The sequence below is a fragment of the Halpernia humi genome (assembly GCF_900108025.1).
Taxonomy (GTDB): domain Bacteria; phylum Bacteroidota; class Bacteroidia; order Flavobacteriales; family Weeksellaceae; genus Halpernia; species Halpernia humi.
This window is the reverse complement of sequence record NZ_FNUS01000002.1, coordinates 62,147-87,024: the sequence shown is the minus strand read 5'-3', so window position 1 is coordinate 87,024 and position 24,878 is coordinate 62,147. Positions and strand designations below refer to the sequence as shown.

24 protein-coding genes and 1 pseudogene are annotated in these 24,878 nt (G+C 31.9%); 1 reads left to right on the top strand and 24 read right to left on the bottom strand.

All coding sequences use genetic code 11. The features are described 5' to 3' along the window. Positions 1 to 18: 18 nt before the first annotated feature. The 16 genes from C4S29_RS05325 to C4S29_RS05250 form a co-directional block, all read right to left on the bottom strand. A complete protein-coding gene (locus C4S29_RS05325) occupies positions 19 to 1,167 on the bottom strand; it encodes a glycosyltransferase family 4 protein (RefSeq protein WP_103913115.1) in 1,149 nt (382 codons plus the stop codon). Beyond that, on the bottom strand, positions 1,167 to 2,966 hold the full coding sequence (gene asnB, locus C4S29_RS05320; protein WP_103913114.1) for an asparagine synthase (glutamine-hydrolyzing): 1,800 nt from the start codon (positions 2,964 to 2,966) through the stop codon (positions 1,167 to 1,169). The genes C4S29_RS05325 and asnB overlap by 1 nt, the downstream gene beginning before the upstream one ends. A gap of 2 nt (positions 2,967 to 2,968) precedes the next feature. Further along, positions 2,969 to 4,567, bottom strand: a complete 1,599-nt coding sequence (locus C4S29_RS05315; protein ID WP_146063262.1) for a hypothetical protein — start codon at positions 4,565 to 4,567, stop codon at positions 2,969 to 2,971. A 7-nt stretch (positions 4,568 to 4,574) separates the two neighbouring features. Beyond that, positions 4,575 to 5,360: a class I SAM-dependent methyltransferase gene (locus C4S29_RS05310; protein ID WP_103913112.1), complete on the bottom strand. Its 786-nt coding sequence runs from the start codon at positions 5,358 to 5,360 to the stop codon at positions 4,575 to 4,577. Between the two features lie 71 nt (positions 5,361 to 5,431). After that, positions 5,432 to 6,100, bottom strand: a complete 669-nt coding sequence (locus C4S29_RS05305) for an NAD-dependent epimerase/dehydratase family protein (protein WP_103913111.1) — start codon at positions 6,098 to 6,100, stop codon at positions 5,432 to 5,434. Further along, positions 6,097 to 7,023, bottom strand: coding sequence for a glycosyltransferase family 2 protein (locus C4S29_RS05300; RefSeq protein ID WP_159969828.1), 927 nt, complete (start codon positions 7,021 to 7,023; stop codon positions 6,097 to 6,099). The genes C4S29_RS05305 and C4S29_RS05300 overlap by 4 nt, the downstream gene beginning before the upstream one ends. A gap of 211 nt (positions 7,024 to 7,234) precedes the next feature. Next, entirely contained in the window at positions 7,235 to 8,152 is a 918-nt protein-coding gene (locus C4S29_RS05295; protein ID WP_103913109.1) for a glycosyltransferase family 2 protein, read from the bottom strand. Beyond that, positions 8,152 to 9,039, bottom strand: coding sequence for a glycosyltransferase (locus tag C4S29_RS05290; protein ID WP_103913108.1), 888 nt, complete (start codon positions 9,037 to 9,039; stop codon positions 8,152 to 8,154). Before C4S29_RS05290 ends, C4S29_RS05295 begins: the two co-directional genes overlap by 1 nt. Before the next feature lie 5 nt (positions 9,040 to 9,044). Beyond that, positions 9,045 to 9,800 (bottom strand): glycosyltransferase family 2 protein, encoded by a 756-nt coding sequence (locus tag C4S29_RS05285; protein WP_146063261.1) that lies wholly within the window; start codon positions 9,798 to 9,800, stop codon positions 9,045 to 9,047. A gap of 53 nt (positions 9,801 to 9,853) precedes the next feature. Next, the gene (locus tag C4S29_RS05280; protein ID WP_146063260.1) at positions 9,854 to 10,768 is read right to left on the bottom strand and encodes a glycosyltransferase family A protein; all 915 of its coding nucleotides are present in this window, start codon (positions 10,766 to 10,768) and stop codon (positions 9,854 to 9,856) included. Beyond that, the gene (locus C4S29_RS05275; RefSeq protein WP_103913105.1) at positions 10,765 to 11,793 is read right to left on the bottom strand and encodes an acyltransferase family protein; all 1,029 of its coding nucleotides are present in this window, start codon (positions 11,791 to 11,793) and stop codon (positions 10,765 to 10,767) included. Before C4S29_RS05275 ends, C4S29_RS05280 begins: the two co-directional genes overlap by 4 nt. A 5-nt stretch (positions 11,794 to 11,798) precedes the next feature. Further along, entirely contained in the window at positions 11,799 to 12,689 is an 891-nt protein-coding gene (locus C4S29_RS05270) for a glycosyltransferase family 2 protein (RefSeq protein ID WP_103913104.1), read from the bottom strand. 3 nt (positions 12,690 to 12,692) lie between these two features. Beyond that, positions 12,693 to 13,433, bottom strand: coding sequence for a dTDP-4-amino-4,6-dideoxyglucose formyltransferase (locus C4S29_RS05265; protein ID WP_103913103.1), 741 nt, complete (start codon positions 13,431 to 13,433; stop codon positions 12,693 to 12,695). Between the two features lie 80 nt (positions 13,434 to 13,513). Beyond that, positions 13,514 to 14,596, bottom strand: a complete 1,083-nt coding sequence (locus C4S29_RS05260; protein WP_103913102.1) for a DegT/DnrJ/EryC1/StrS family aminotransferase — start codon at positions 14,594 to 14,596, stop codon at positions 13,514 to 13,516. Positions 14,597 to 14,599: 3 nt separating this feature from the next. Continuing rightward, positions 14,600 to 15,799: an ABC transporter ATP-binding protein gene (locus tag C4S29_RS05255; RefSeq protein WP_103913101.1), complete on the bottom strand. Its 1,200-nt coding sequence runs from the start codon at positions 15,797 to 15,799 to the stop codon at positions 14,600 to 14,602. After that, complete coding sequence (locus tag C4S29_RS05250; protein ID WP_146063259.1) at positions 15,799 to 16,641, bottom strand: ABC transporter permease; 843 nt, start codon at positions 16,639 to 16,641, stop codon at positions 15,799 to 15,801. The genes C4S29_RS05255 and C4S29_RS05250 overlap by 1 nt, the downstream gene beginning before the upstream one ends. Before the next feature lie 113 nt (positions 16,642 to 16,754). On the opposite strand from C4S29_RS05250, the gene C4S29_RS05245 reads away from it, so the two are divergent. Continuing rightward, a complete protein-coding gene (locus tag C4S29_RS05245) occupies positions 16,755 to 17,603 on the top strand; it encodes a hydroxymethylglutaryl-CoA lyase (protein ID WP_103913099.1) in 849 nt (282 codons plus the stop codon). Between the two features lie 317 nt (positions 17,604 to 17,920). On the opposite strand, the gene C4S29_RS05240 is transcribed toward C4S29_RS05245, so the two are convergent. The 8 genes and pseudogenes from C4S29_RS05240 to sufB all read right to left on the bottom strand — a co-directional run bounded on the left by C4S29_RS05240 (position 17,921) and on the right by sufB (position 24,871). Further along, on the bottom strand, positions 17,921 to 18,250 hold the full coding sequence (locus C4S29_RS05240; RefSeq protein WP_103913098.1) for an iron-sulfur cluster assembly protein: 330 nt from the start codon (positions 18,248 to 18,250) through the stop codon (positions 17,921 to 17,923). Between the two features lie 12 nt (positions 18,251 to 18,262). Further along, the gene (locus C4S29_RS05235) at positions 18,263 to 18,925 is read right to left on the bottom strand and encodes a hypothetical protein (RefSeq protein ID WP_103913097.1); all 663 of its coding nucleotides are present in this window, start codon (positions 18,923 to 18,925) and stop codon (positions 18,263 to 18,265) included. A gap of 191 nt (positions 18,926 to 19,116) precedes the next feature. Next, a complete protein-coding gene (locus C4S29_RS05230) occupies positions 19,117 to 19,812 on the bottom strand; it encodes a 3'-5' exonuclease (protein ID WP_103913096.1) in 696 nt (231 codons plus the stop codon). Between the two features lie 182 nt (positions 19,813 to 19,994). Further along, the gene (locus C4S29_RS05225; protein WP_103913095.1) at positions 19,995 to 20,501 is read right to left on the bottom strand and encodes a hypothetical protein; all 507 of its coding nucleotides are present in this window, start codon (positions 20,499 to 20,501) and stop codon (positions 19,995 to 19,997) included. 131 nt (positions 20,502 to 20,632) lie between these two features. Continuing rightward, the gene (gene sufD, locus C4S29_RS05220) at positions 20,633 to 21,913 is read right to left on the bottom strand and encodes a Fe-S cluster assembly protein SufD (protein WP_103913094.1); all 1,281 of its coding nucleotides are present in this window, start codon (positions 21,911 to 21,913) and stop codon (positions 20,633 to 20,635) included. Positions 21,914 to 22,011: 98 nt separating this feature from the next. Then, positions 22,012 to 22,755, bottom strand: coding sequence for a Fe-S cluster assembly ATPase SufC (sufC, locus tag C4S29_RS05215; RefSeq protein ID WP_103913093.1), 744 nt, complete (start codon positions 22,753 to 22,755; stop codon positions 22,012 to 22,014). Between the two features lie 170 nt (positions 22,756 to 22,925). Further along, a pseudogene (locus tag C4S29_RS05210) lies at positions 22,926 to 23,329 on the bottom strand (GxxExxY protein). Positions 23,330 to 23,425: 96 nt separating this feature from the next. Then, complete coding sequence (sufB, locus tag C4S29_RS05205; protein ID WP_103913092.1) at positions 23,426 to 24,871, bottom strand: Fe-S cluster assembly protein SufB; 1,446 nt, start codon at positions 24,869 to 24,871, stop codon at positions 23,426 to 23,428. Between the last annotated feature and the right edge of the window lie 7 nt (positions 24,872 to 24,878).

The following is a 24,878-nucleotide window of genomic DNA, read 5'->3' as shown; positions in this document are numbered from 1 at the left end:
TGAAGGTTTAATTAGGTCTTAAGATTTATTATAAATTTCTTTTAAATTCTCTTCAAAAATTTTAGGTTCATGCATTTCCTGAATTCTTTTTACCGAATTTTTAGATTTTCTAATCAACTGTTCTGGATGTTCAAAAATATTAATTAGTACGGTTTCAAGTTGTTCCTTTAATGTGTTTTTTAAAATTTCCTTTTGCTCTTCTGTAAAATAAAGCGCTTGTTTTAGGCGGTTCTGCGGGAGATGAAGCAGCCAACCACAATCTTCATTATTTATTTCTGGCAATGCACGAATATCGGTAGATATTACGGGAACTCCGGCTGCCTGCATTTCTAAAACTGAAAAACCATAAGTATCCGACCATGTTGGAAGCAAGCCAACATGAGATTTTTTAATTAATTCTAAAACTTTTTCGTTTGGTAATTTTTCAAAAATTTCTAGCCATGTTTCATTTTTGAGTGTTTCTACATATTTCGAGGCTTCTTCTTTTGATATTTTTGTGACATAATTGTCGGTTTCAAAAGTCGAAATTAATGTAAGTTTAAACTTATATTTTTCCTTTAATTTTTGCAAAACTTCAATCATTTCTACGCCGCCTTTGCGGAAAAATTGGGAGCCAACAAAAATAAAATGAAAGGTTTCTAAATTTTTGTAAAATTCTTCGCTATTTCTATCAATTAATTTTTGCGGCGGATGAAGTACGAAAATCTTATTTTTAATCGTATTTTCAAGTTTTGGATAGTTTTTGAGCAATTCAAATTGGATGTTTGCACCAGCATCTGAAATGCAAATTATGCCCAAACAATTTTTTTTTGCAATTTTTTTTAAAGCTTTTTCTGTCTTCTTATTTTTTGTGTGTGATGGTTCTACTTTTTGGTGGTCGTCTTTTGTTTCATTAAATCTTGGCACCAAAGTTTCGCAGGTTGACACCCACTTTTGGCTAGAATAATTAATGTCGTTAAAAAGATGCAAAACATCAATTTTAGGTTTCTGATAAAAAAAATATTGGCCTTTAAAATCAATTTTTTTTCTAAAAATTAAGTTTTTTAAAGTTGAAAGCGAATGAAAAAGATTATTATTTTTTCTTAAAACCAAATATTCTGCGCCAGAAACTTTATTTAAAATATTCCTCTCTGTGGGGTAAGATTTATCTGTGATGCCGATCTTCATTAGATAATATTTTTATGATTTTGAAACCAAAGTGCCAAAACAAGTAAACTCCAATGTTGAGTTTGATGGTTTAATTTTTTTTGAACTTCCTCAAAATTTAAAAATTTGAAAATAGGGCTTTCTTTATTTTCAAGTAAATTTCTACTTAATTCCTGAAGTTCTGGCTCTTTAAACCATTCATTTACATGCGCTCCGAAACCATTTTTGCCGCGTTTTGCAATTTCTTCGGTCCACGCTTTAGAATAGGCTTTTCTTAAAATAATTTTATCTTCGGATTTATTGACTTTAAATTGCCATGGTAATTGGATGCAAAATTCCGCAAAATCTTTGTCTAGAAAAGGAATTCTTGCTTCAACAGAATTGTGCATTGCAGTTCTATCACCTTTCAACAGCATGTTTCCGGGGACATATTTTTCTAAATCGATGCGCATTAAATCATTAAAATCTTCAGGATTTGGCTTAAAACTAAAATCTTGGGTTGGAATATCATCCGATATTCCGAGTTTTTTGATCTCCGAAGGCGTGAAATGATTTCGCACTTTATTTTGATGAAAATCTATAGAATCTGAGTATTTCGCACGCAGCAATCTTTCTGAACCAACATTTTTTAATCTGTTTCCTAAAAGTAACATTTTAGATAAAATCGTCGGATAATAGCCTTTTTGGGAAAGATCAATATTGTATTTATAAAAAGTGTAGCCACCAAAAAGTTCGTCGCCGACATCACCAGAAAGCACTACTTTTAGGTTTTTTGAGGCTTCTTTAAAAATAAGATGCGTTGGCAAAAGTGAAGAATCCATCAAAGGTTCATCCATATAAGCGTAAATTTCTTGCAACGTTTCAGAAATTTTCTGTTTTCTGTCTAACAAAATATGGTGATCGGTTTCGTATTTATCGGCAATCGCTTTTGCGTAGGGCATTTCGTTTAAATCACCTGTTTCAAAACCGTAAACCAAGGTTTTTAAATTCTTTTTGTATTTAGAAGCAATCGCCACAATGGTGCTAGAATCTAAACCGCCCGAAAGAAAAGAACCGACTGGAACGTCTGCTACCATTTGTTTTTTCACAGCATCATCTAGCAGAAATTGGAACTTTTCAACACTATCGTTCAGGCTTAAATTGGAGGTTTCTGTAGGGATTTTCCAATAAGGTTTTGTTTCAACTTTGCCTTCCTTTAATATTAATTGATGCGCTGGTTTTAAGTTAAAAATATTTTTATAAATACTTTTATGTGGATGAATGTAGCCGTTTTTTAGGTAATAGGCGATTTGCGATTTGTCTATTTCGGGCTTTACTAAACCGGACGCCAAAATGGCTTTGATTTCTGAGGCGAAAATAAATTCATTATTTTTTCCGAATGCGTAATAAAAAGGTTTTTCACCGAAACGATCTCTCGCGCAAAATAGTTCTTGTTTTTTGTCGTCCCAAATTGCAAAAGCAAACATACCTGGAAGTTCTTGCAATAAATTTGCACCGCTTTTTTGATACATCGCCAAAACTACTTCTGTATCGGTAGTGCCGCGGAAAGGATAAGTTGAATAATTTTTTTTAATATCAAGAAATCCATAAATTTCACCGTTTAAAACTATGCATTCGTTTTTTGTATCAGAAAACATGGGTTGGTTTCCATTTTCTGACAAGTCTATTATGGAAAGTCTTCTATGCCCTAAAGCGGCGTTTTCATAAAATTCCTGATGCGCAGAATCTGGCCCGCGATACGCAATTGCGTCGGTCATTTTCTGAATTTTTTCAGAATAATTTTTGGCGTTTGGAGTTATTATTCCTGCTATTCCGCACATTTTTATTTTTTTTGAAAATTTCCTGGAAGGTATAATGTAAATCTCCCCGCCTTCACCACTTTATACTTTTCTGGATGGCTTACAAATTTTAAAGGCACGATTTCTTTTGGATAGAAAGGATAATCATTGCTTTCTATATAAATGTAATCATCGGGTGTTTTGCCTACTTTTTTAATGATAAATGCAATGTAATCTTTTAGCGTAAAATAATAATAAATAGGCGGCGCAGCATCTAAAATATACAAATAGCCCATGAGATGATTGCTAGAATATATTACATTTTTTTGGTTGTGTAAATAAGGCCGAAGATCATCGAGGTCTTTTTTTCGTCCTTTATCTAAATACAAATCGTATCCGTTTACTTTTACTTTTTCTGTTTGCTCCGTGAAAACGAAGTCTTTCCAGCCTTTTACATGAAGAATATTGTGAAACGACGAAATCATAAAAGAAACAGGAATAAGATAGCCGATTACCCAAAATATACTTTTGTAAGATCTAAAAAGCACAATGAAAATAAGTAGAAAATAATAAAATTTATATGCATTTAAACGCAAATGAAACCAAGTCTGCGAGCCGAAAGTTAAACAATAAGGTATCACGAGCAGGAGAATAATGAGATATTTATTTTGTTTAGATTCTGTTTTGCTTAAACAAAATTTTATGGCAAGAAAATGGGTGAGAACGATAAACGAAAAAACAAAATACTCTTGAAAGAAAAAGAATAAGCCAAAAGTTGCCAATGCGACAAAGAGGATTACTTTATCGAATATTTTAAGAGATTTTTCGGAAAATTTCGCTTTCCAAAGCAAGAAAACCACAATTATTGAGGGTAAAATTGCATTTAAAAAGAGATAAAGCGCCCAAAGAACCATAAAGGTTTTGGAGTGTTGTTTCCTGTTATAATGCAGGTATTCTTCTAAAAATTTGAATTGGTGAAAAAAATGTGCTAAAGTATCTAGAAAAGTAAAATAGATAATAATGCCCACAATATAGCCAAGTAAAAAATAAATTAGCTTTATCCTCCATTCTTTCGGAGTCATAAAAATTAAAAAAGCAAATAGTGGCGCATTCACCACTGCATGCGTATTTCCATCAAATAAAGTGAATGAAATGACGAAGCCTGCTAAAATTAAAATAATTTTTTTTTCGGTTATTAATGAAAATAAAATCAAAGAAACGCCCACATTTACCAAAATGGTATTCCCAATATACTGGTGCAAAACAAGATTGTTTATTTCCCAACTTTGAAAGCCAATAAAAATCCCTAAAAAACTCAAGAAAAAAATATATTTTTTGAAATTTAGAAATTTAAAAACAGAAAAGCAGAGCAAAAAATTACTCAAAACCAAAGTCGTGATGGAAATAATTCTGAAATGATAGATATTTGGCGTATAGAGAAATTTAAAAATCCTAAAGAAATTACTTCGATCAAAACTCAAACTTTCGCCTGTATTTCTATAATAAGATAAATAATAGGCTTCATCATTAAAAATAAAACCTTTGTCTAAATTAGAATAGGTGAGATACGCTAAAACAACGGCGCCAATTAAAAATACTAAACTAGATAAAAGATAAATTGGGTTTTGAAGTAGTTTTTTCATTATTACGCTATTTTTCGCATTCAAAAATAAAACAAGATGCAATGTTTTTGCTTAAAGGATGGTATTGCAAAATCACATCTAAAAATTTAATAGGAAAAGTAAGACACATCACAATGATTAGCAGTATGTTATGCAAGGTTTTTATCCCAAAAGAAAACAACATCACGATCCATTCTTGCAAAGGCCAAAGCATTCCGCCAGTGGGACTTATAGAATGTATTTTTAAATTTTTGAAATTTTGAAACTGCACTTTTATCCCTTCATAAGTATATCTTTGGAAATCATACGGCGACGCGTGAAAGGCTTGCATAAAAGGGATTTCGCATAATAATTTGCCGCCGGGTTTCAGCACACGATGAATTTCTGCAATGACTTCTCTCGGATTCGGGACGTGTTCTAAAACCGCGATATTGATAATTTGATCGACAGAATTATCTTTAAAAGGAAGTTTTGTAATATCACAAACCACGTTCACTGGCGCATACGGAATAAGATCTACATTGATCATATCATCTCGCAAATCTGTGTAGCCGCTGCCAAGATTGATGATAACTAAATCTTTGTCTTTGGTGCGCTTCAAAACCCGTTTTAGATAATAATATCTAGAAGGATAAAGTGGCGCGATTACATAAATAAGCAACTCATACAACCAAATAAATTTTTTAAAAAAAGTCTTTATTTTATCTAAAGAATCAGAAACGATTTCTTCTTTAAATTCTAAAAAAACAAATTTCCCGTCTTTGTACTCGTAACTGAATTTTGGATCTAAAATCGATTGTATTTTTTCTTTCATTTTATTTTAATTGCGTTTTTATGGCTTTTTAGATTTTTTCTAATATCGTATGAGTTGTTAGAACGTCAAATTTACAAATAAGTCGTAAATAATTTTTTTAAATATTCTTCTGGGTTGGTTTCTGCGAAGAAAGTTTTGGTGCTTTCCTCAAATGTAATTTCATAAAAAGAACCTTCATTAATAATCTCACAATTTGCCTTTTTGTTTAGATGACTTTCTAATGCTTCAACTACTTGGTTTAAAGCGAATTGATGTGGGTAAACGAGATTAAAAATTTCATTATTAATATTTTCTAAATTTTGCTTAATGAAAAGCGCAATATCTTCTACGCCAATAAAAACTCTTTTCGCTTTACTATGAAGTTGAATAATTTTAGAATTTTCTAAAGAATACGATAAAAAATTGATAAGTGTGTTTTTGTTTCCACCTTTGCCAACAGCGTTTCCAATTCTGAAAATCACATATTTTTTGCATTTTCTTGCTATAATATGTTCTACATTCAATTTGTGAAGCACATATTTGCTCTGTTTTTTAGATAAATCATAGATACTGCAAGTGGAAAAATACACCAATTTTTTATCGGGATATTTTGCAATTATTTCTTCTAGCAAATTCGTTTCTCTATCAAACTCGCTGCTTCTAATTTCCAATGAATTTGAAACTCCTGATGCAAAAAAAACAACATCATCTGCATCTATTTTCCTTAAAGAATTCGCCAAAACACCATTTCCAATAATCATATATTCACGGTTTTTTCGATAATTGTATAAGGCCTGTTGCGCACCTCGTTATATATTCTATAAATATATTCTCCGATGATACCTAAACTCACCAGTATGAGGGAACTAAAAAATAAAAGCAAAATAATCATTGTGGTATAGCCTGCCACTTCTATCTCATTATTAAAATACCTAAAGATTGTAAAAACGGAAAATAAAATAGATATTACTAAACCCAAATTTCCTAGCAAAGTGATGATCTGAAGTGGTATAGAAGAAAAAGAAAAAATACCATCTTTTGCAATTTTGATTAATTTTTTCAGCGAGTAACCAGATTCGCCTTCAATTCTGCCACTTCTTTCGTACTCTAACCCAATTTGTTTAAAACCAACCCATGCTCTAATACCTCTCAAATAGGGGTTTTGCTCATTTAAAGTGAGCATTTTTTCTTTTACATTTTTCGTCATCACACAAAAATCACCAGAGTCTATTGGTATTTTTGTATCGCTAATAGAATTTAAAATGCGATAAAAAACTTTGTAAGCCGTTTTCTTTACTTCGCCTTCTTTTCTATTTTTTCTAATGCCATACGCCACTTCAAAACCTTTTTCTAATTCCGCAAAAAAACGCGGCAATAAAGACGGCGGATCCTGCAAATCATCATCAATTATGGCAATATAATCTCCAGTTGCATAAGACAAACCCGTTTTCACAGCGATTTGATGCCCAAAATTTCTAGAGAGTTTTACCGCTTTTATATAAGAATATTGCTGCGCTAATTTTTCGATTACTTCAAAACTATTGTCTGGGCTACCGTCTTCTACCAAAACAAGTTCTAAATCCCAGTTAGACGCTTTTCTTTGGTCATCAACTGCTTTTAACGTTTTATGCAAAAATTTCGCTGAATTATAAACAGGAATTACTATTGTAATTTTTTGATTCATATGTAGATTTCTATTTTTTTTAAAGGTCATATGTTATCGCCTTAATCTTCATCGGTGTTGGTTTGCAAATTTGCTAATGGCGATTTCATAAGTAGTTATTTATTTTAAACAGTGACCTGCAATCGCCTTTCTTGATGAATGTTTGCTAGCAAACTTGTTCTTGGCAATTTCATAGCTGTTTAATTATTCTTAAAAATAAGTTGAAGCCCATTTATAAATTTAGAAATGGTGCTGCTTCTTTGCTCACTTTGGCTTTCAAATCCTCTAAAATAGAACTTTCTGCCATAATTTTTTTATACCGATTGTATAATTTTTTTGAATTTTTGAAATTCCCGAAAAGCAAATTCTTCAGCATACTTTGCCTCAAAGCCTTTTTCTCTTGCTTCAAAGCATTTGGCACATTTGGATTTAATATTTTTGTTTCAATTCCCAAATTTGCATATTTTTCATAATTTACTTTTGCTAAATCTTGTTTTCCATCGTGCACCACTTTGCTTTTTGGGCAAAGAAATATTTTCTTTTTGTAAAAATGCAGCCGGTTTACATATTCATTATCTTCACCGTAATGAAAAAAGTAAGGATTAAAACCACCCACTTTTTCTATAGTATCTTTAGGTAAAAACCAATGCGCAGCGTTCACAAATTTTATTTCATAAAACGACTTTGTATCATTCAAATAAAAATCTGAAATCATTCTACTTTCAAAATTTTGGGCGATGTATTTATCTAAAAAAACATCCAATTTCTTTTCGCTTCCGTCTAAATGCATCGGACTTAAAATGCCAATTTCTTCTTTATTTGGATGATTTTCATAAACTTCTAGCAAATCTTGAAAAGAATTTTCAAAAACCCAAGCATCTTGATTCATTAAATAAAAAAAATCTGCGCCTTGTTTGTAGGCTTTTTCTATGCCCAGATTATTGGCTTTCCCGAAGCCCAAATTTTCTTTGGATAAAATTAAATCTACTTCTGGGAAATTATTTTTAATATAATCCTGAGTTCCATCTTTTGAGCCATTATCAATCACAATAGTTTGCACTGGTAAAGATGATTCTCTTAAACTAGAAAAGCATTTTTCTGCCCATTTCATGGCGTTGTACGTAACGATTATGACGAATATTTTTGGCATTATTTCAACAATTTTGTAATGATTTGTTTTTTATTAATATCTGCACGGTATCTGAAATAATTAAAATATTTTTTTAAAATTAAATAATGGTCTTTCATTTTTAAACTCCAAAAAGGATAAAAACCAAGCGTGAAAATAAGATTTTTAAAATTTACAGGTTTACACTCAAAATATTTATACAAAAATCCTAAAAAATTTTGTCTTTCCGTTTCGGCATCTGCTCTTTCTTGAAACTTAAAATTGTGTTTTTGTCTTACTTTTATGTTGGCTTGCAACCACTCACAATCAAGGTTTCCTTTAGAAAAATGTTCTATTAAAATATCATCTATCACATAATTTTGAAATTGTTTTGCAACGCTTAAACTAAAATCCAAATCATAGCCATGAAAACCTTTAAGCAAATCTTCATCAAATTTACATTGATTAAAAACTTCTTTTTTTACGGCGAGAAAAACGCCATCTACAGCGAAAACTTTATTTCTATTGCTTTTTGTGCTGTTTAAAAGGATAGAGTTTGCGTCTTCTTTGTTGCCTTGTAAAATATTCACAACATTATATTTCTCCGCAACCGTCCAACTAAAAGGTGCTTTTGGCACATAAGAAGAACCTGCAACACCAATAATTCCGGTATTTTTTTGGGTTAAATGTGAAATTAGTTTTTCGCCCCAATTTTTGGTTTTAAAGATTAAATCTTCGTGTAAAAATAAGAGATTTTCAAATTTAGATTTTTTTGCTCCAAGATTGTAGGCGGCACAAATTCCCATCAATTTTGGATTCCAAATTGGTAAAATTTCATATAAAAAAGCCTCGCCAATTGTCTCGTTTATATTTTCAACAAGATTCTCGTAGAAGTCTTTTTGATAGGATGAAATGATAATGGAAAGCATTAAATTTAGATAAATGGGTTATATTCTGAAGACAAATGTGCGCCTTTTTCGTCCACTTTCCAAGAAGCAGATTGGTTGGCGGTTTTGATGTAAAATAAGTTTTCATCTGACAAGTCATTCGGGTTTGTGTACCAACCGCCGTGTTTGCAAGTGAAATTTCCACCTAATCTTATGGCTTCCATTGGTTTTATTAAATTGAAAATAGATTTGGGATATTTCGGTTTATAGAGTGCAAAAGTGGTATCAATATAGGCTAAATAAACGTCTTTTTCAATTTCATTTTTCCAGAAACGGGTTTCCCAACTTTGCACTTTTTCTTTTAGGGGGAAAAAATCTGGGATATTTTTGGTATCTATTGCAAAGCCTATTTTATTTACTTTTTTGTAATATTTTAATAAATAATCTAGCATAACGCATTCGAAATTTTGGGGCAAATTTTCATTGGGAACAATGTCGGCATCAGTAAGAAAATAAAAACCTTGTCCGTATTTTTTTCGGAGTGATTTGTTTTTAAAAAATACTTCGTGGCCAGAATTTGTTTTTAATTTTTCGACGGTAACTTCGTTTTTAATCTCGTCGTAATAGTCTAAAAGCGGTTGATAAGAAGATGCGTTATCAATAATGACAATATTTTTGAACTCTCGTTTTCGTAAAAAATCGATTAATTGGCGAAGATAAAAAAGTTGGTTATAGTTGATGATGATTACGGGAATGCTTTTTTTGTCAAGAATCTGTTGGCGAATCTTGCTACTAGTTTTCATTCTTATTTTGAGGTAAAATAATTCTAAAAATAATTTTAGCCTTCGTGTTGTAATCATTTTTTTTGCGTTAAAATATTGTATTTTATTTTAAGTGTACTTTTAAACATATAGAAAAACCTTTTTGGATAGCCCCGAAGCAAGAGGATTTTAATGAGATGAAGGTTGGGGTTGGATAAATTATTTGCGCAATAATCAAAATGATCATTGAGCATTTTTATCAGAAATCTTTTCTCAAAATATCCTGAAAAGTTATTAAGAACCTGTTTTCTCATTAAATGGTAGCCGTATCTTTTTTCGTTTTGATTAGAATTATTTCCAGAGATGCTAAATTGAGAAACCCTTACTGTTACTAATGCGGAAGATATGTAAAACACATTTTTTAAGCCTGAAAAAGTAAGTATTGCAAAATCATCAGCACCCCAAGCAAAAGGGATTTTTAGAAATTTATATTTTAAGTAAGCTGATTTTAGAAAAATATTTTCTGAGAGACTGCTCGGCATTAATCCATAATATTTTAACTTGAAAAGCTCCGTTGCCGCAATTAAATTTTCTTTGTGAGAAATTGCATGTAAAACTTCTTGTTGTTCATTTATTATATTATGAGAGCATTTAATTGCAGTAATATTGTTTGCCGTTACGGTTGGGAGATTTTTATGAAATTCTTCTACAAAATTAGCAGAAATCATGTCATCATCTCCTAAAATTTGGAACCAATCTTCTTTTACATTTTCTAAAATTCTTTCCCATTGCAATGCAAGATTTTTCCCGCCAAGATTGTCTTCGTAATTAAAATAATGATAGTCTTCTTCTGAAAAATATTTTGAGATTATAGGAAGCGGATCGTGTTTGCTTGCATCATTTCCTATGTAAAGCGAAAAATCTTTGTTTGTTTGCTGTGCGACTGATTTTAAGGTTTCTTCAAAGAAATCTATTTTGTAAAAAGGGATTACGATCGCTAATTTTTTCATATTATGTTTTTGTATTTCATCATTTTTTCTTCGATAAAATGCCAAGAAAAATAAGCCAAAATATAGGTAATTATCAAACTTAAAAACATCAATTCTAAAGGATTTAGATTAAAATAATTCATAAAAATTTGCTGCACTAAAAACCCGTAAACATACACGCCGTAAGAAATATCGCCAATTTTCGCTCCTAAACTATTAATATATTTTGTGTTTAAAATGCCTAATAAAATGATTAAAAGTGGTAAAGCAAAGGGTGCAATTTCTCTATAAAAATTAAAAACTAAAGACACTATGAGGATTAAAAATAAACCTAATCTTGAATATATGGAATTAATTATTTTAAAATCTAAAAATGTAATAAGGCTGCCTGCTAAAAAGTAAGTTGAAAGGCGATAAAGTTGCACGGCATCAAGATTAATTTTTAAGAAAATTTGGTAAGCAAAAGTGCTTTCGTTTTGAAAAAGCCAATATGAAAGAAAGAATCCAATTGACAATATGATGATGGATACTCTTCTGCTTCTAAAAAAATAAAGAAAAACAAGGAGCATATAAATTGAAAATTCGTAAGCAATTGTCCACAAACTACCATTTATTGCACCTTTGTAAGGGTTGAGTTCAAAAACACCTGGGATAAAATATTTTACGTTGTAGAGCGATAAACCTCCAATAGCATAATGCCAATAATTTTTGATGGCGGAAGTAAGGTGATTTCCATCATATAAAATGGGTATCAGCAAGAAAGTAAAAACCATTAAACCTAAAAGTGCCGGATATAATCTTAAAACTCTTTTCCAAATGTAATTGGTGACCGTTTTGCTCCTTTGTAAACTTAAAAATATAAAATAGCCACTTAGCACGAAAAAACAATTTACTGCCAAACTACCAAAATCTATTTGACCATTCGTTAAAACCGCAAGTATTTCATCATTTTTAGTTAGAGGATAAGAATGAGAAACAATAACAATTGAAGCCAGAATTAGCCTTAAAAAATCAAAATTATTATTGCGATTGATTGTAAAACTCATGTTTTTTACTTTGCTATGCCGATGTAAAGCAATACTTTTTTCATAAGACTATAAAGTCTCTCAATAGCACTGTGTCTTCTGGTATTTAATAATTTTTGCCGATAATCTAACTCTACTAACTTATTTTCTGAAAATTGAACTAAATTCAAAATGTTTTTATAGAAAATTTCTTTGATTATTTCATTTTTTTCTACTGCATATAAATTAATATAAAGCAAAAGATTAGCGCTTCTTTGTTTTGCAGTGGAAATTGCGCTAAAAACGCCCACACCAAATCTATAAACCGCCATATTATCTTCCAAATAGCCAATTTTACCATATTTGCTTATAATCAGGTACAGAAAATAATCACCAATAGGCGAGTTTTTAAATTCCATAGTATGTAGTTCTTTTTCTACAATATTTCTAAAAACAACAGAAGGAGTATGAATATAATTGGAATTGGATGCTAAAGTCATTCTTTCCTGAAAGTTCTCTGGTATTTTGGTGATAAAGTCATCCTCAATTTCTCCATCTTTTTTCAAAATTTTAACAGGATGGAAGCATAATGCAAACTCATCATTTGCTTCTAAAAAATCGACTTGTTTTTGAAGTTTCAAAGGATCTGTCCAATAATCGTCTCCTTCGCAGAGCGCGATGTATTTTCCTTTGCATGACATTATGGTTTCTAACCAATTACCAATCATTCCTAAATTTTCACTTCTTTCTATAAGCGTTATTTTAGTAGGATGTTTATCCGCGTATTTTTTACAAATTTCCAAAGTACCATCTGTAGATTTATCTTCGCCAATAATAATCTCATAATCAAAATCAACAATTTGAGAAAGTACACCATCCAAGCATTGTGAAATGTATTCTTCTTGATTATAAGTAATTATACACGCAGATACTTTCATTTATTATTGCTTTTCAAATTGAATTTTTATAAAAATTTTTTTACCACTTATTTTATCAATATAGTAAGCATTTTTATATTCTCCGTGAGTTAATGCTCTTAACTTGTCTATTGTTTTTTGTACCGTTTGCATTTCATCCAATTTTATTTCACACAAATTATTAAAATCTTTTTTCAAATATAAATGACCTTCGCCTTCTGCTTGAATTGTTTTATATGAGTTTTCAATAATTTTTGTTAAATTTTTTCTTAAAAGTTTCATCTCCAATTTAATTACTTTTTCATACAAACTAAGAGATGTGTCCCAACTATTTTTTTCTACAAAATCTCGATCTATTATTGGGCCATGATCTAATTTTGCGTCAATTTCATGGATAGTAGCACCAATCTGTGTGTCATTGATAATTGCAAAAACTTGTGGATACCATCCTCTATTTATTGGGTTATATCCAGGATGAATGTTAATGCATTTCACCTGACTTAATAATTTCTCTGGAAAGATTTGTTTACAATGAATTGAAAAAATTAAATCGTGCTTTTTTAAAAGCATTTCTATTTCACTGTCTTCTTTTAGATTCGTTATACTAACATTGTTTTGTAATTCGAGATTAAAATCTTCAATTTGAGAAAACGGACTTATAGAAAAAGTCCATTCTACGTTTGGGATATTAAATTCGCATATTATGTTTTCAAACCCTTTACATAAGTGCAGGTTATCTGATATAATTAAAATATTTTTGTACATAATATTGCTCCTAATTATTTTGTAAATATGTTCTATATATTTTGATTATTTAATGCAAATTCTATCCTAGATTCTACTTTTTAATTATTTTGAATTCTCAATAATAACCTACAAATCATATCTACTTCCTCTATAGTTAAATCATGGTATAAAGGAAGGCATAAGACTCTTTTGGAGGTCTGATCGGTTACCGAAAGTTGTTTTCTTTCTACGTATGGAAGCGAGTCTGCCAATGAGGGATAAAAATATCTTCGCGTGAAAATTTCATAAGATTTCAAATTTTCTATGCATTTAAGCATTAGTTCCTCGTTTTCGAAAATTATAGGATAATAGGAAAAATTATTTTCAGATTCGGAATGCCAAATCGGTCTTCGCGCCTTGAATGTTCTTAGTTTTTCATCATATCTGTGCGAAAGTAATTTTCTTTTCTGATGAATTTTTTCTAAATATTTAAGATTTGCTAAACCCATTGCTGCATGAAATTCAGAATTTTTTGCATTCAAACCCAATTCAGCAAATTTCTCCGGCCCATCAAATCCGAAATTTCGCATGTACGCTAATTTTTTCAATAAATGTGGGTCTTTTGTAATCACCAATCCGCCTTCTATAGAATGATATAGTTTAGTTGCGTGCAAAGAGCATGTAGAAATATCACCAAATTCAAAAATAGATTTTCCATTTACTTCAACTCCAAAAGCATGTGCTCCATCATATATTACTTTTAAATTATGTTTCTCTGCAATCTTTTCGATTCTTTCTACATCACAAGGATTTCCGTAAACGTGAGTTGCCAAAATTGCAGAAGTTTTATCCGTAATTGCGGCTTCTATTTTATTGGCATCTATGTTTAAAGAATTTTCATCAATATCTACAAAAACAGGTTTGCAATTTTCCCAAACTATCGTACTTGTTGTAGCCACAAATGAAAAAGGGGTGGTAATAATTTCGCCTTCTAATTCTAATGCTTTTATAGCCATTTGCAATGCTACAGTTCCATTGGTTACAAAAAGCAGATGCTTTACTTTTAGAATTTCTTTTAGTTTTAGTTCCAAATCGTTTGCCAATGGCCCCATGTTCGTGAGCCAGTTTCTGGTCCAAATGCCGTCTAAATATTTCCCATAATCTTCTTTTAGTGGGAGGAAAGGTTTGGTTACTGGTATCATAAATTAAATTGATTCTATTGCAACAATATTTTCTGTCTCTAATTGAAAAGGCACCCATTGCTCTTTGTCACCACTCACAATAAATTCGAGTGCATTATTAATTCGTAAATAAGGTTTACCTAGATTTTGTTCATATAATCCAACATCAACAATGTATTTACCTAAAGTAAAAAGGGGGTTCTTAATGGTAGTTCGGTACACAATTATCGAATTTTCTGAAGACAGATTTATATCGTCTTTTACAAACACACCAGCAATTGGTTTTTGTTCCTTGTCTTTAAATTCTAGGTAAAGTACAGGGCAATTGCCTATATTTCTATTAACTTTAAACCTAAAAGTTAGCGTAAAATCTTTTTTGTAGTGCGCTATATTTTCTACTAAATTTGTTTCCAAAGAAAACATTTCAAAAGTGCCATTATCAAAAACTTTATTTTGATCATTATTAGAAAATTTGTTATAATAAAACTGCACTCCTTTTCCTATATCCGTTCCAATGTATTCAACTTTACCATGATCCATCAAAATGATCTGATTACAAATCCTAGAAACCATTGGCATACTGTGAGATACAAAAATAACGGCTGTTTCAGGAAGTAATTCATCAATTTTGTTGAAACATTTCAATACAAATCCCAAATCTCCTACTGCTAAAACCTCATCGATGATTAAAACATCTGGTTCCAGATGCGCTGCAACAGCAAAACCTAACCTTACCTTCATACCAGAAGAATAATTTTGTACTGGCATATCGATAAAATCTTCTATCTCAGAAAAGGCGATGATAGAGTCTATTTTTGCAGCAACTTCTTTTTTGGTAAATCCCAAAATAGACGCATTATTATAAATGTTTTCTCTACCAGAAAGGATAGGATTAAATCCAGCGCCTAATTCTATCAATGCGCCTACTTTTCCTTTCATCACAATTTCTCCTTCGTCTGGGTTGTAAAGACCATTTAAAACTTTGAGTAGTGTGCTTTTTCCTGCACCATTATGCCCGATTAGTCCAATGCATTCTCCTCGCTTTAACTCAAAACTTACGTCTTTCACAGCCCAAAATTCTTTTTGCCGCAAATCTTTTTTTATAGGAATGCCAAAACTACTTTTCAGAATATCCCATGCTCCGTATTTCAACGAGGATTTCAAATCCTTAGAAAACTTTTTAGACACATTGTTTACTGATACTAAAACCTCATTCTCTACCATTATCCTCCAATTTTTTCAATGATTATTGGCATAGATTTTCTAAAAATCACCAAGCCAATAAGCAAAATTATAGAACTAATCACCAAAACTATCAATGCGAAGTTTAGATTATCAACAGAAATTCCGACAAGTGCGTTTCGAGCATCATTAAATAAAAACGTAAGTGGATTGAGTTCGAATAACTTTTTGAAAAAACCTTGTTGAGGAACTGCATAAACTACCGGCGTAAAGTACATAAGAAAAGGAATGGCAGTAGTAATAACTTTTGCAATATCTGTATATATTAAACCTAAAGGAGTAATGAGCAATCCTATAGACATAGAAAGACACATAATAGAAATTAAAATAAAGGGGAAATACAAAATTTCTATTCCAGGTTTCACACTATAAATTACTAAAAATAAAGCAATCATCAATAATTTTAAGCCGAGATTGAAACCTAGTTTGTATATTCCCGATATTAAAAGTGCCTCTTTCGGAAAATTAATTTTTGATAATATGCTTCGGGCACTGTTTACTGATGTAAGAGGAATCATCATACTTTCCGTAAAAATACTCCAAACTGTTGTCCCTATAACTACAAATAAAACATAAGGAATCTTCTGATCTGAATTTACATTGACTGTGCCAGAATTATTTAAAAAAATCCAAACTAAAGAGTTGGTAATAATGGGAGCAAATGCCCAGAAAAAACCGAGAAAAGATTGTCTGTATTGTGACTGTAAATCTCTTTTTGCTAATTGAAATGCTAAAAAATTAGAGGATTTAATATCGGTAAACATATCCTTCAACTCCTGAAAGAAATGGGTTTGCTTATCTGAAGAATAGACAGAAGTTTTCAAAAGTGTGTTTGTGTTTAAGTGAGCAAAAATAACGATTATTTTTTAATTAATATTCTAATGAAATATTGTGTTAGGTTTTAAAATCTTATATTTGAAATCAAAGATTTTAATACATGTTTTTGACCGAATGCCCACGAGATGCCATGCAAGGTTGGGGAAGTTTTATACCAACTCAGCAAAAAATAGACTACATTAATGCACTAATGGCGGTAAAATTTGATGTATTAGATTGCGGTAGTTTCGTTTCGCCAAAAGCCATTCCGCAAATGAGAGATTCGGGGATTGTGCTAGATGAAATTGATAAATCTCTTTCTAACACCAAACTTTCGGTAATTGTAGCCAATTTTCGGGGCGCAGAAAAAGCATTAAAACATTCAAATATCGATATTCTGGGATTTCCGTTTTCTATTTCTGAAACCTTCCAACATCGCAATACCAACAAATCACAAGAGGAAGCATTTAATGTTATTTTAAAAATAGCAAACCTTGCAAAGGCCGAGTCTAAAGAATTAAATATTTATTTTTCAATGGCTTTTGGAAATCCTTACGGCGAATTTTGGAAATGGGAAGATGTAGATTTTTGGGCAAAAAGGTTTTCAGAAATTGGTATAAAAAACATTTTGCTTTCCGACACAACGGGTGTTGCGACGCCAGAAAGCATCTCACTTTTATTTAATAAAATCCCGAAAAAATATCCTGAAATTAATTTTGGCGCCCATTTTCATAACCGTTACGAAGATGCTTATATTAAATTAAAAGCCGCTTATGACGAGGGTTGCCGTAGGTTTGATTCTGCTATAAGAGGAATTGGCGGCTGCCCTTTTGCAAAAGATGATTTGGTCGGAAATATGCCGACAGAGCAGGTTTTTAATTTTATGGCGACAGAAAAAATTGAAATTCCGCAAAATTTATTGCATTTTGAAAGTGCTTTTAATTTGGCGAAAAAAATATTTCATTTTTAATCGCTGCGTTTTAACTTTCGCAGATTTAGCAGATACAAAAATGTAAACGGATTTCTTTTTTTATGCCACGAACCCACGAATTATAATTGCATTTTTATCCTTTCAAAGATTTGTAAAATTAAATTTTAAATTACACCATTTTATCTTTGAATTTTCCGAAAAATAAAAATGCTCCGTAGGAGCAATATCTTTGTAGAAAAAATGAATAATATTGAAAAAGAACTCCGAAGGAGTTCAATCTTTTAAAGTAATTTTAATGACAAAATTATATTAAAAGTAATTTTTGCATAAAAAAATCTACGTCAACTGCGCGAGACTTAAAACAAAATTCCAAGTTCAAATTTCGCCTCCTCGCTCATCATTTCTTTATTCCAAGCCGGTTCAAATGTAAGTTCTAAATCTACCTCTTTTACCATTTCTACGGCAGCTACTTTTTCTTTTACTTCTTGCGGAAGAGATTCTGCAACAGGACAATTAGGCGTCGTTAAAGTCATAATTACTTTCACCTCACCAATTTCCGAGATTTGTACGTCATAAATTAAGCCCAATTCATAAATATCGACTGGGATTTCTGGGTCGTAAACCGTTTTAAGGGCTAAAATTATATTATCGCCTATTTTAGCAATTTGGTCTTCTGTGTAGTTCATTTTTTGTTATACTTAATTTTTTAGCTCTTTGTTCTTGAATCGCATAATACCATCCATCAATTCTTTTTGGAATTCATCCGGATTTTTTTCTAATATTTCCTTTAAACTTGGATTACTGCTTTCCTCACTTGTAAGATACTCTTTAACCTTTTGATCTTGCTTTGCGTTTGAACATAAAGACCATTTTGCGGTTGATCCTGTTAAAAATAAAGTCAAATCATTTGTATTTGCAGCAAGAGGAATATTTAAAATTATTTTGTCCAAATATTTTACATTTCCAGTGGCGAAATATGAGGACCAATTCATATCATTAAACGCTGGTGAAAGCGGCGCTTTAGCATAAATAGAGTTAATATCTGTCTCGCTTAAAAACACAAATAATTTTTTGAAATCTACATTTGAAATTTTATCAATATTCTTAACAAATTCATTTTTAATAGTTGCATCTTTAGAAAAAAGCGCTCCAAAAAAACCTACCATTATTGGTTCAAGTCTTTTGTATTCTGATGTAGGTTTATTTACAAAATCAATTGTTTTCTGCACAACCTCTTTATCCTGATGCAGATAATAGGTTTGTAGTATTTCGGTAAAACCCCGCTCTGGCTTTTGCGCAAAGGCAAAAGTTGAAAAAAACACGACACTGAAAAGAACTAATAGATTTTTAAATAATCTCATAATTCTGATATTTGTTTTTCATTAAAATAATTATTTAGTATCATTTACTGGGTTTTTACACTTTTTTGTTAATTAATCCAAATCACTTTTAATTTATTTGGAGACGTAATAAATTATTGACTTCGTCTATTTATAGGTTTTGGGCAAATGCGATTGATGTCCCCACTTTGTTCTATTTTGCAAATTTAATTTTATTCAAATCGTTTTAAAATATCTTCCTGACGCATTTTACGGAAAACATTGGCCAAAGTTAAAACATCTTTCTCGCAATAGTTCACAATCCGCGGCAAGTCTTTTTCTATATGATAAATAGATGCTACCATAGAGCCGTCTATGTCGTCTTTTGGAGTGGGAACGCCAAATAAATGCGCCAAAAGTTCTAGCGACACAAAACTTTTATAATCGCCAAATTTCCACAATTCCATCGTATCTAAATGCGGAATTTCCCAAGGTTTTTTGCCAAACATCTGAAACGGAAGTGGCGGCTGCATGCCATTAATTAAAAATCGGCGCGCAATCCAAGGGAAATCAAATTCTTTACCGTTGTGCGCACAGAGAATCACATCGCGCAATTTCGGGCTGTTGAAAATTTCACCAAATTCTTGCAATAATTTTAGTTCGTCATCGCCAGAAAAACTTTTAATTTTTAAAGTTTCATTTTTCTCCACCATTCCGACGCTGATGCAAATTATTCTGCCAAATTCCGCCATTATTCCACCGCGTTCTACATAATATTCACTTGCTGTGAAATCTTCTTTCCGTTGATGTTTTGTTTTTTTATCCCATAATTTTTGCTCGCTTTCTGAAACCGTTTCCCAAGTTGGATGGTTCGGAACTGTCTCAATATCAAGGAATAATATTTTTTCTATGGGAATGTTTTTTATCATTGAGTTTGTGTTTAGGTAAATTTAAGAATTTTAAATAATAATGCTACGAATGCACGAAATTTTTTTTTAAAGAAAGTCCTGCTTAATTAAGGAAATGTTACTAAAAATAAGATCAATTATTTAACAAAAAGTTTTTTAAACCTTGTCAAGGTTTTGAACCTTGACAAGGTTTATCCGTAGTTTTAAAGACTTTCAATTAATTTCTCTATTTCTTCCTTTTGCGCTTTGTATTTTGCTTGCAATTGAGAGTTTTCGCCCATTCTGCGGTAATATTCAAAGGCTTTTTCTGAAAATTGTTTCTGAAAAAACGGTGATGCATTTGGAATTTGAGGAAAATGTCTATGAAAAAGCATTTCATAATAGGCCTGAAATTCTCGTTCATTTTTATCTTCTACAATTTTTCCTACTTCTTTTTGGCGAACGTGGAGCATTTCGTGCGCCAATAAATTTAGAACCAAAGGCAAATCAAAATCAAATAAATTTCTCGGGATTTTTACGGTTTGCATTTCGCCGAGTGCGCCTTCTGTTGTTAATAATACGGATTTTGCTTCTAGCTCGTGGCGAAAATCAAAACCTGCAAAATTTTCACTTTCTAAACCAAAACTTTCTACGATGTAGTTGGCTGCATCAAGAATTTGATCGTTTTCTTTGTAAGCGTTTAAGTGTAATTGTATTTGGTTTAATTTCATTTTCAAAAATTATAGTCTTTTTATGAACCAATTGCGGCCCCGATCGCAACGGAAATCCTTTTTTTTCGGAGCGGAGCGGAGTAAAAAAAGATTGTAGTGTAGAGCGGGAAATGTCCGCCCAAAAAATATTTTTAAAACTGAATGTCCACTTCTAATTTTTTGGCTAAAAGTTGTGAAATTTTTAATTTCAGAGGCTCGATATCCACATTTTCCATCGCATCATTTGCAAATGCGAAAAGGAGCAAAGCCTTTGCTTTTTCTAAGCCGATACCGCGCGCGCGAAGGTAAAAAAGGGCTTCTTCATTGAGTTGACCGACCGTGCAACCGTGGGAACATTTCACGTCATCCGCGAAAATTTCGAGTTGTGGTTTGGTGTCGATTGTGGCGCCTTCGTCTAGTAAAATATTGTTGTTTTGCTGATATGCGTTGGTTTTCTGCGCGGCTTGTTCCACAAAAACTTTCCCGTTAAAAACGCCTTTTGCATTATTCTTAAAAATTCCCTTATAATTTTGATAACTTTCACAATTTGGTGTTTTGTGGTGAACTGCGGTGTGGTGATCTACCAATTGGTCTTGCCCAATGATGGTGATTCCGTTCATAAATGAATGGATATTCTCGCCATTGTGGATAAAATCTAGATTATTCCTCGTTAATTTTCCGCCAAAAGAAAAGGTATTTACGGTGGCTAAACTGTCTCTTTCTTGTTTCACGAAAGTGCTATCAATAAGGTAAGAAAACCTGCTATCATTCTGCAATTTGTGCCAATCTGCTTTGGAATTTCTATCTGCAAAAATTTCGGTTACGGCATTAGTAAATGTGTAAAATTCATCAAAATTATGATGACTTTCTATAATTTCTATTTGTGCACCTTCTTCCGCGATTAGTAAATTTCTAACGTTATAAAAGGTGTTTTCTTTCTGATTTTGCGAAATATAAAAAACGTGAATTGGCTTTTCTACAACGGTGTTTTTACTTACTTTTAAATAAAATCCTTCGGTTTGAAAGGCAGAATTCAAATTTACAAACTCGTTCTTTTCTGAAGCGATAGAATTAAAATAATGGCTTAAAACATCCTTTTGTGATGCGTCGCTCGTAGCGTTTTTTAAACTAAAAAAATCTGGTTTTTCCCAAGAGATTTTAGATAATTCTGGGCGAAGTTTTCCATTAATGAAAATAATAAAATCAAAATCTGCTTCGCCAAGATGAAGTTCACTCAATTGATTATCAGTGATATTATAGTCTAAATCTGGCGAAAATCTGTAGTCTTTTTCTATAATTTCGCGTAGATTGGTATATTTGAATTCTTCATCTTTTTTAGTAGGAAAACCTTGCTGTAAAAAATGATTTAGATTTTGTAGTTTTTCACCGGAAAGAAGTTCTTTTTGTGCTTCTATTTGCTGAAATAATGCCATTTTATGGGATTTTTCTTGAATGTTTTTTTTAATGATAAAGTTTTGGGGGTTATCTTTTGGGGGACAAAACCGAAACTCTTGGCTTTTTTGGGAAAAAGTTATTTTAAAAGCCAGTCGTAGCCTTTTTCTTCTAGTTCCAAAGCCAAAGATGCATCGCCCGTTTTGATGATTTTTCCATCTGCTAAAACGTGTACGAAATCTGGCTTAATATAATCTAAAAGTCTTTGGTAGTGCGTGATCAAAAGCACGGCGTTTCCTTCATTTCTAAAAGAATTTACGCCATCTGCAACAATTCTGAGTGCATCAATGTCCAAACCAGAATCGGTTTCATCTAAAATGGCGAGTTTTGGATTGAGCATCAGCATTTGGAAAATTTCGTTTCGCTTTTTCTCACCGCCAGAAAAACCTTCATTAAGAGAGCGCGCCAAAAAATCTTTTTTAATATCTAATTTCGCCGAGTTTTCGCGCACCAAAGCGAGCATTTCTTTTGCCGGCATATCTTCTAAACCGTTTGCTTTTCGGGTTTCGTTGAGCGCGGCTTTTATAAAATTAGTTACCGTTACACCTGGGATTTCTACAGGGTATTGAAAGGACATAAAAATGCCTTTATGAGCGCGGTCTTCTGGTTTGTCTTCGTTGATATTTTCACCTTCAAAAATGATTTCGCCTTCGGTTACTTCGTATTCATCTTTTCCTGAAATTACGGATGAAAGTGTAGATTTTCCTGCACCGTTTGGTCCCATTATGGCGTGAACTTCACCAGGTTTAATTTCGAGATTAATTCCTTTCAGAATTTCTGCGCCGTCTTCTATTTTGGCGTGTAAGTTTTTAATTTGTAGCATTTTATATTTTTAATATTAAAAAATATTTCCTAATTTTCATTTTATTTTTAAACATTGAGGCATTAAGTAATTCAGAATGTTTAAATTATTTTTTATATGTTTAAGTAAATCAATAAATTGATTTTTATTAAGCGTATTAAGAGAAATCTTAACTCCTTAATGTTTAAATTTTAGTCCTTTAATTTTTTAAAATATTCATTTACCAATGGAATCATAGATTTTGTAATATTATCTGTATAAAAATTAATTAAAAGACCTTGAGGCTTTTTCAAAATTTTCATATAAGTCATCAATTGGGCTTGATGAACAGGTAACAATTTTCAACCGTTTTAATCTCTATAACAATCATTTCATTTACTAGAAGATCTACTTTTAGTGGTGTTTCAATTTCTATCTTTCCGTAATTGATTTTTGTAGCAACCTGCTGATTTACTAAATATCCTTTTTCCTTTAATTCATAAGCCAAACATATTTCGTAAACACTTTCTAGCAATCCCGGTCCTAATTCTTTATGAACTTTAATTGCACATCCTACAATGTCATAAGAAAGCTGTGTTACCTCTGCTTTAGTCATATTTAATTTTCTTCAAAAGAATTGATTTATCAATTTCTTAAATATTAACATTAAGAATTTAAGAAAATTAAACTTAACTTCTTAATGTTAATAACTTTATCCAACACTTCCTTCCAAAGAAATCTCCAACAATTTTTGTGCTTCTATCGCGAATTCCATTGGGAGTTTGTTCAAAACTTCTTTGCTGAAACCATTTACAATTAATGCAATCGCTTTTTCCGTAGAAATACCACGTTGGTTGCAATAGAAAATTTGGTCTTCACCGATTTTTGAAGTTGTGGCTTCGTGCTCCAATTGTGCCGTCGGATCTTTAATTTCGATGTATGGAAATGTATGCGCGCCGCATTGATCGCCCATTAATAAAGAATCGCATTGTGAAAAATTTCTGGCGCCTTTTGCAGACGGCATTACTTTCACTAAACCTCGGTAAGAATTGTTAGATTTTCCGGCGGAAATTCCTTTTGAAATGATGGTGGAACGGGTATTTTTCCCGATGTGGATCATTTTTGTTCCCGTGTCTGCATATTGAAAATTATTAGTTACCGCGATGGAATAAAATTCGCCAATAGAATTATCGCCTTTTAAAATACAAGACGGATATTTCCAAGTCACGGCGGAACCGGTTTCTACTTGTGTCCAAGAAATTTTTGCGTTTTTCTCACAAACGCCTCGTTTGGTTACAAAATTAAAAACACCACCTTTACCGTTTTCATCTCCTGGATACCAATTTTGGACGGTAGAATATTTTATTTCTGCATCGTCCATTGCAATGAGTTCTACAACGGCGGCGTGCAATTGGTTTTCATCGCGAGAAGGCGCGGTGCAACCTTCCAAGTAAGACACGTAACTGCCTTCGTCGGCGATTAATAAAGTTCTTTCAAATTGGCCTGTTCCTGCTTGGTTTATTCTAAAATAAGTGGAAAGTTCCATTGGGCATTTCACACCTTTTGGAATGTAGCAAAAACTTCCATCTGAGAAAACCGCAGAGTTTAAAGCGGCATAAAAATTATCGCCACGAGGAACGACTTTTCCTAAATATTTTCGAACCAATTCTGGATATTCCTTTATTGCTTCAGAAATGGAGCAAAATATTATGCCTTTTTCTTTTAAAGTTTTGGTAAAAGTTGTTTTCACCGAAACTGAATCCATCACAATATCAACTGCAACACCAGAAAGTCTTTTTTGTTCGTGTATGTTAATTCCCAGTTTCGCAAATGTTTTCAGCAACTCTGGATCTACTTCATCTAAACTTGCCAATTCTGGTTTTTTCTTTGGTGCAGCATAATATTTAATGGCCTGAAAGTCTGGCTTTTCATATTTTACATTTGCCCAATTGGGTTCTTCCATTTTTTTCCAAATAGCAAATGCCTCCAAACGCCAATCCGTCATCCATTGTGGTTCTTCTTTCTTGGCAGAAATTGCACGCACAATATCTTCATTAAGACCAATTGGGAATTCTTCGTAATCCAAAATAGTTTCCCAACCGAATTCGTATTTTTTATTTTCTAAATCAACGCGTAAATCGTCTTCTGTGTATTTCATATTCTTT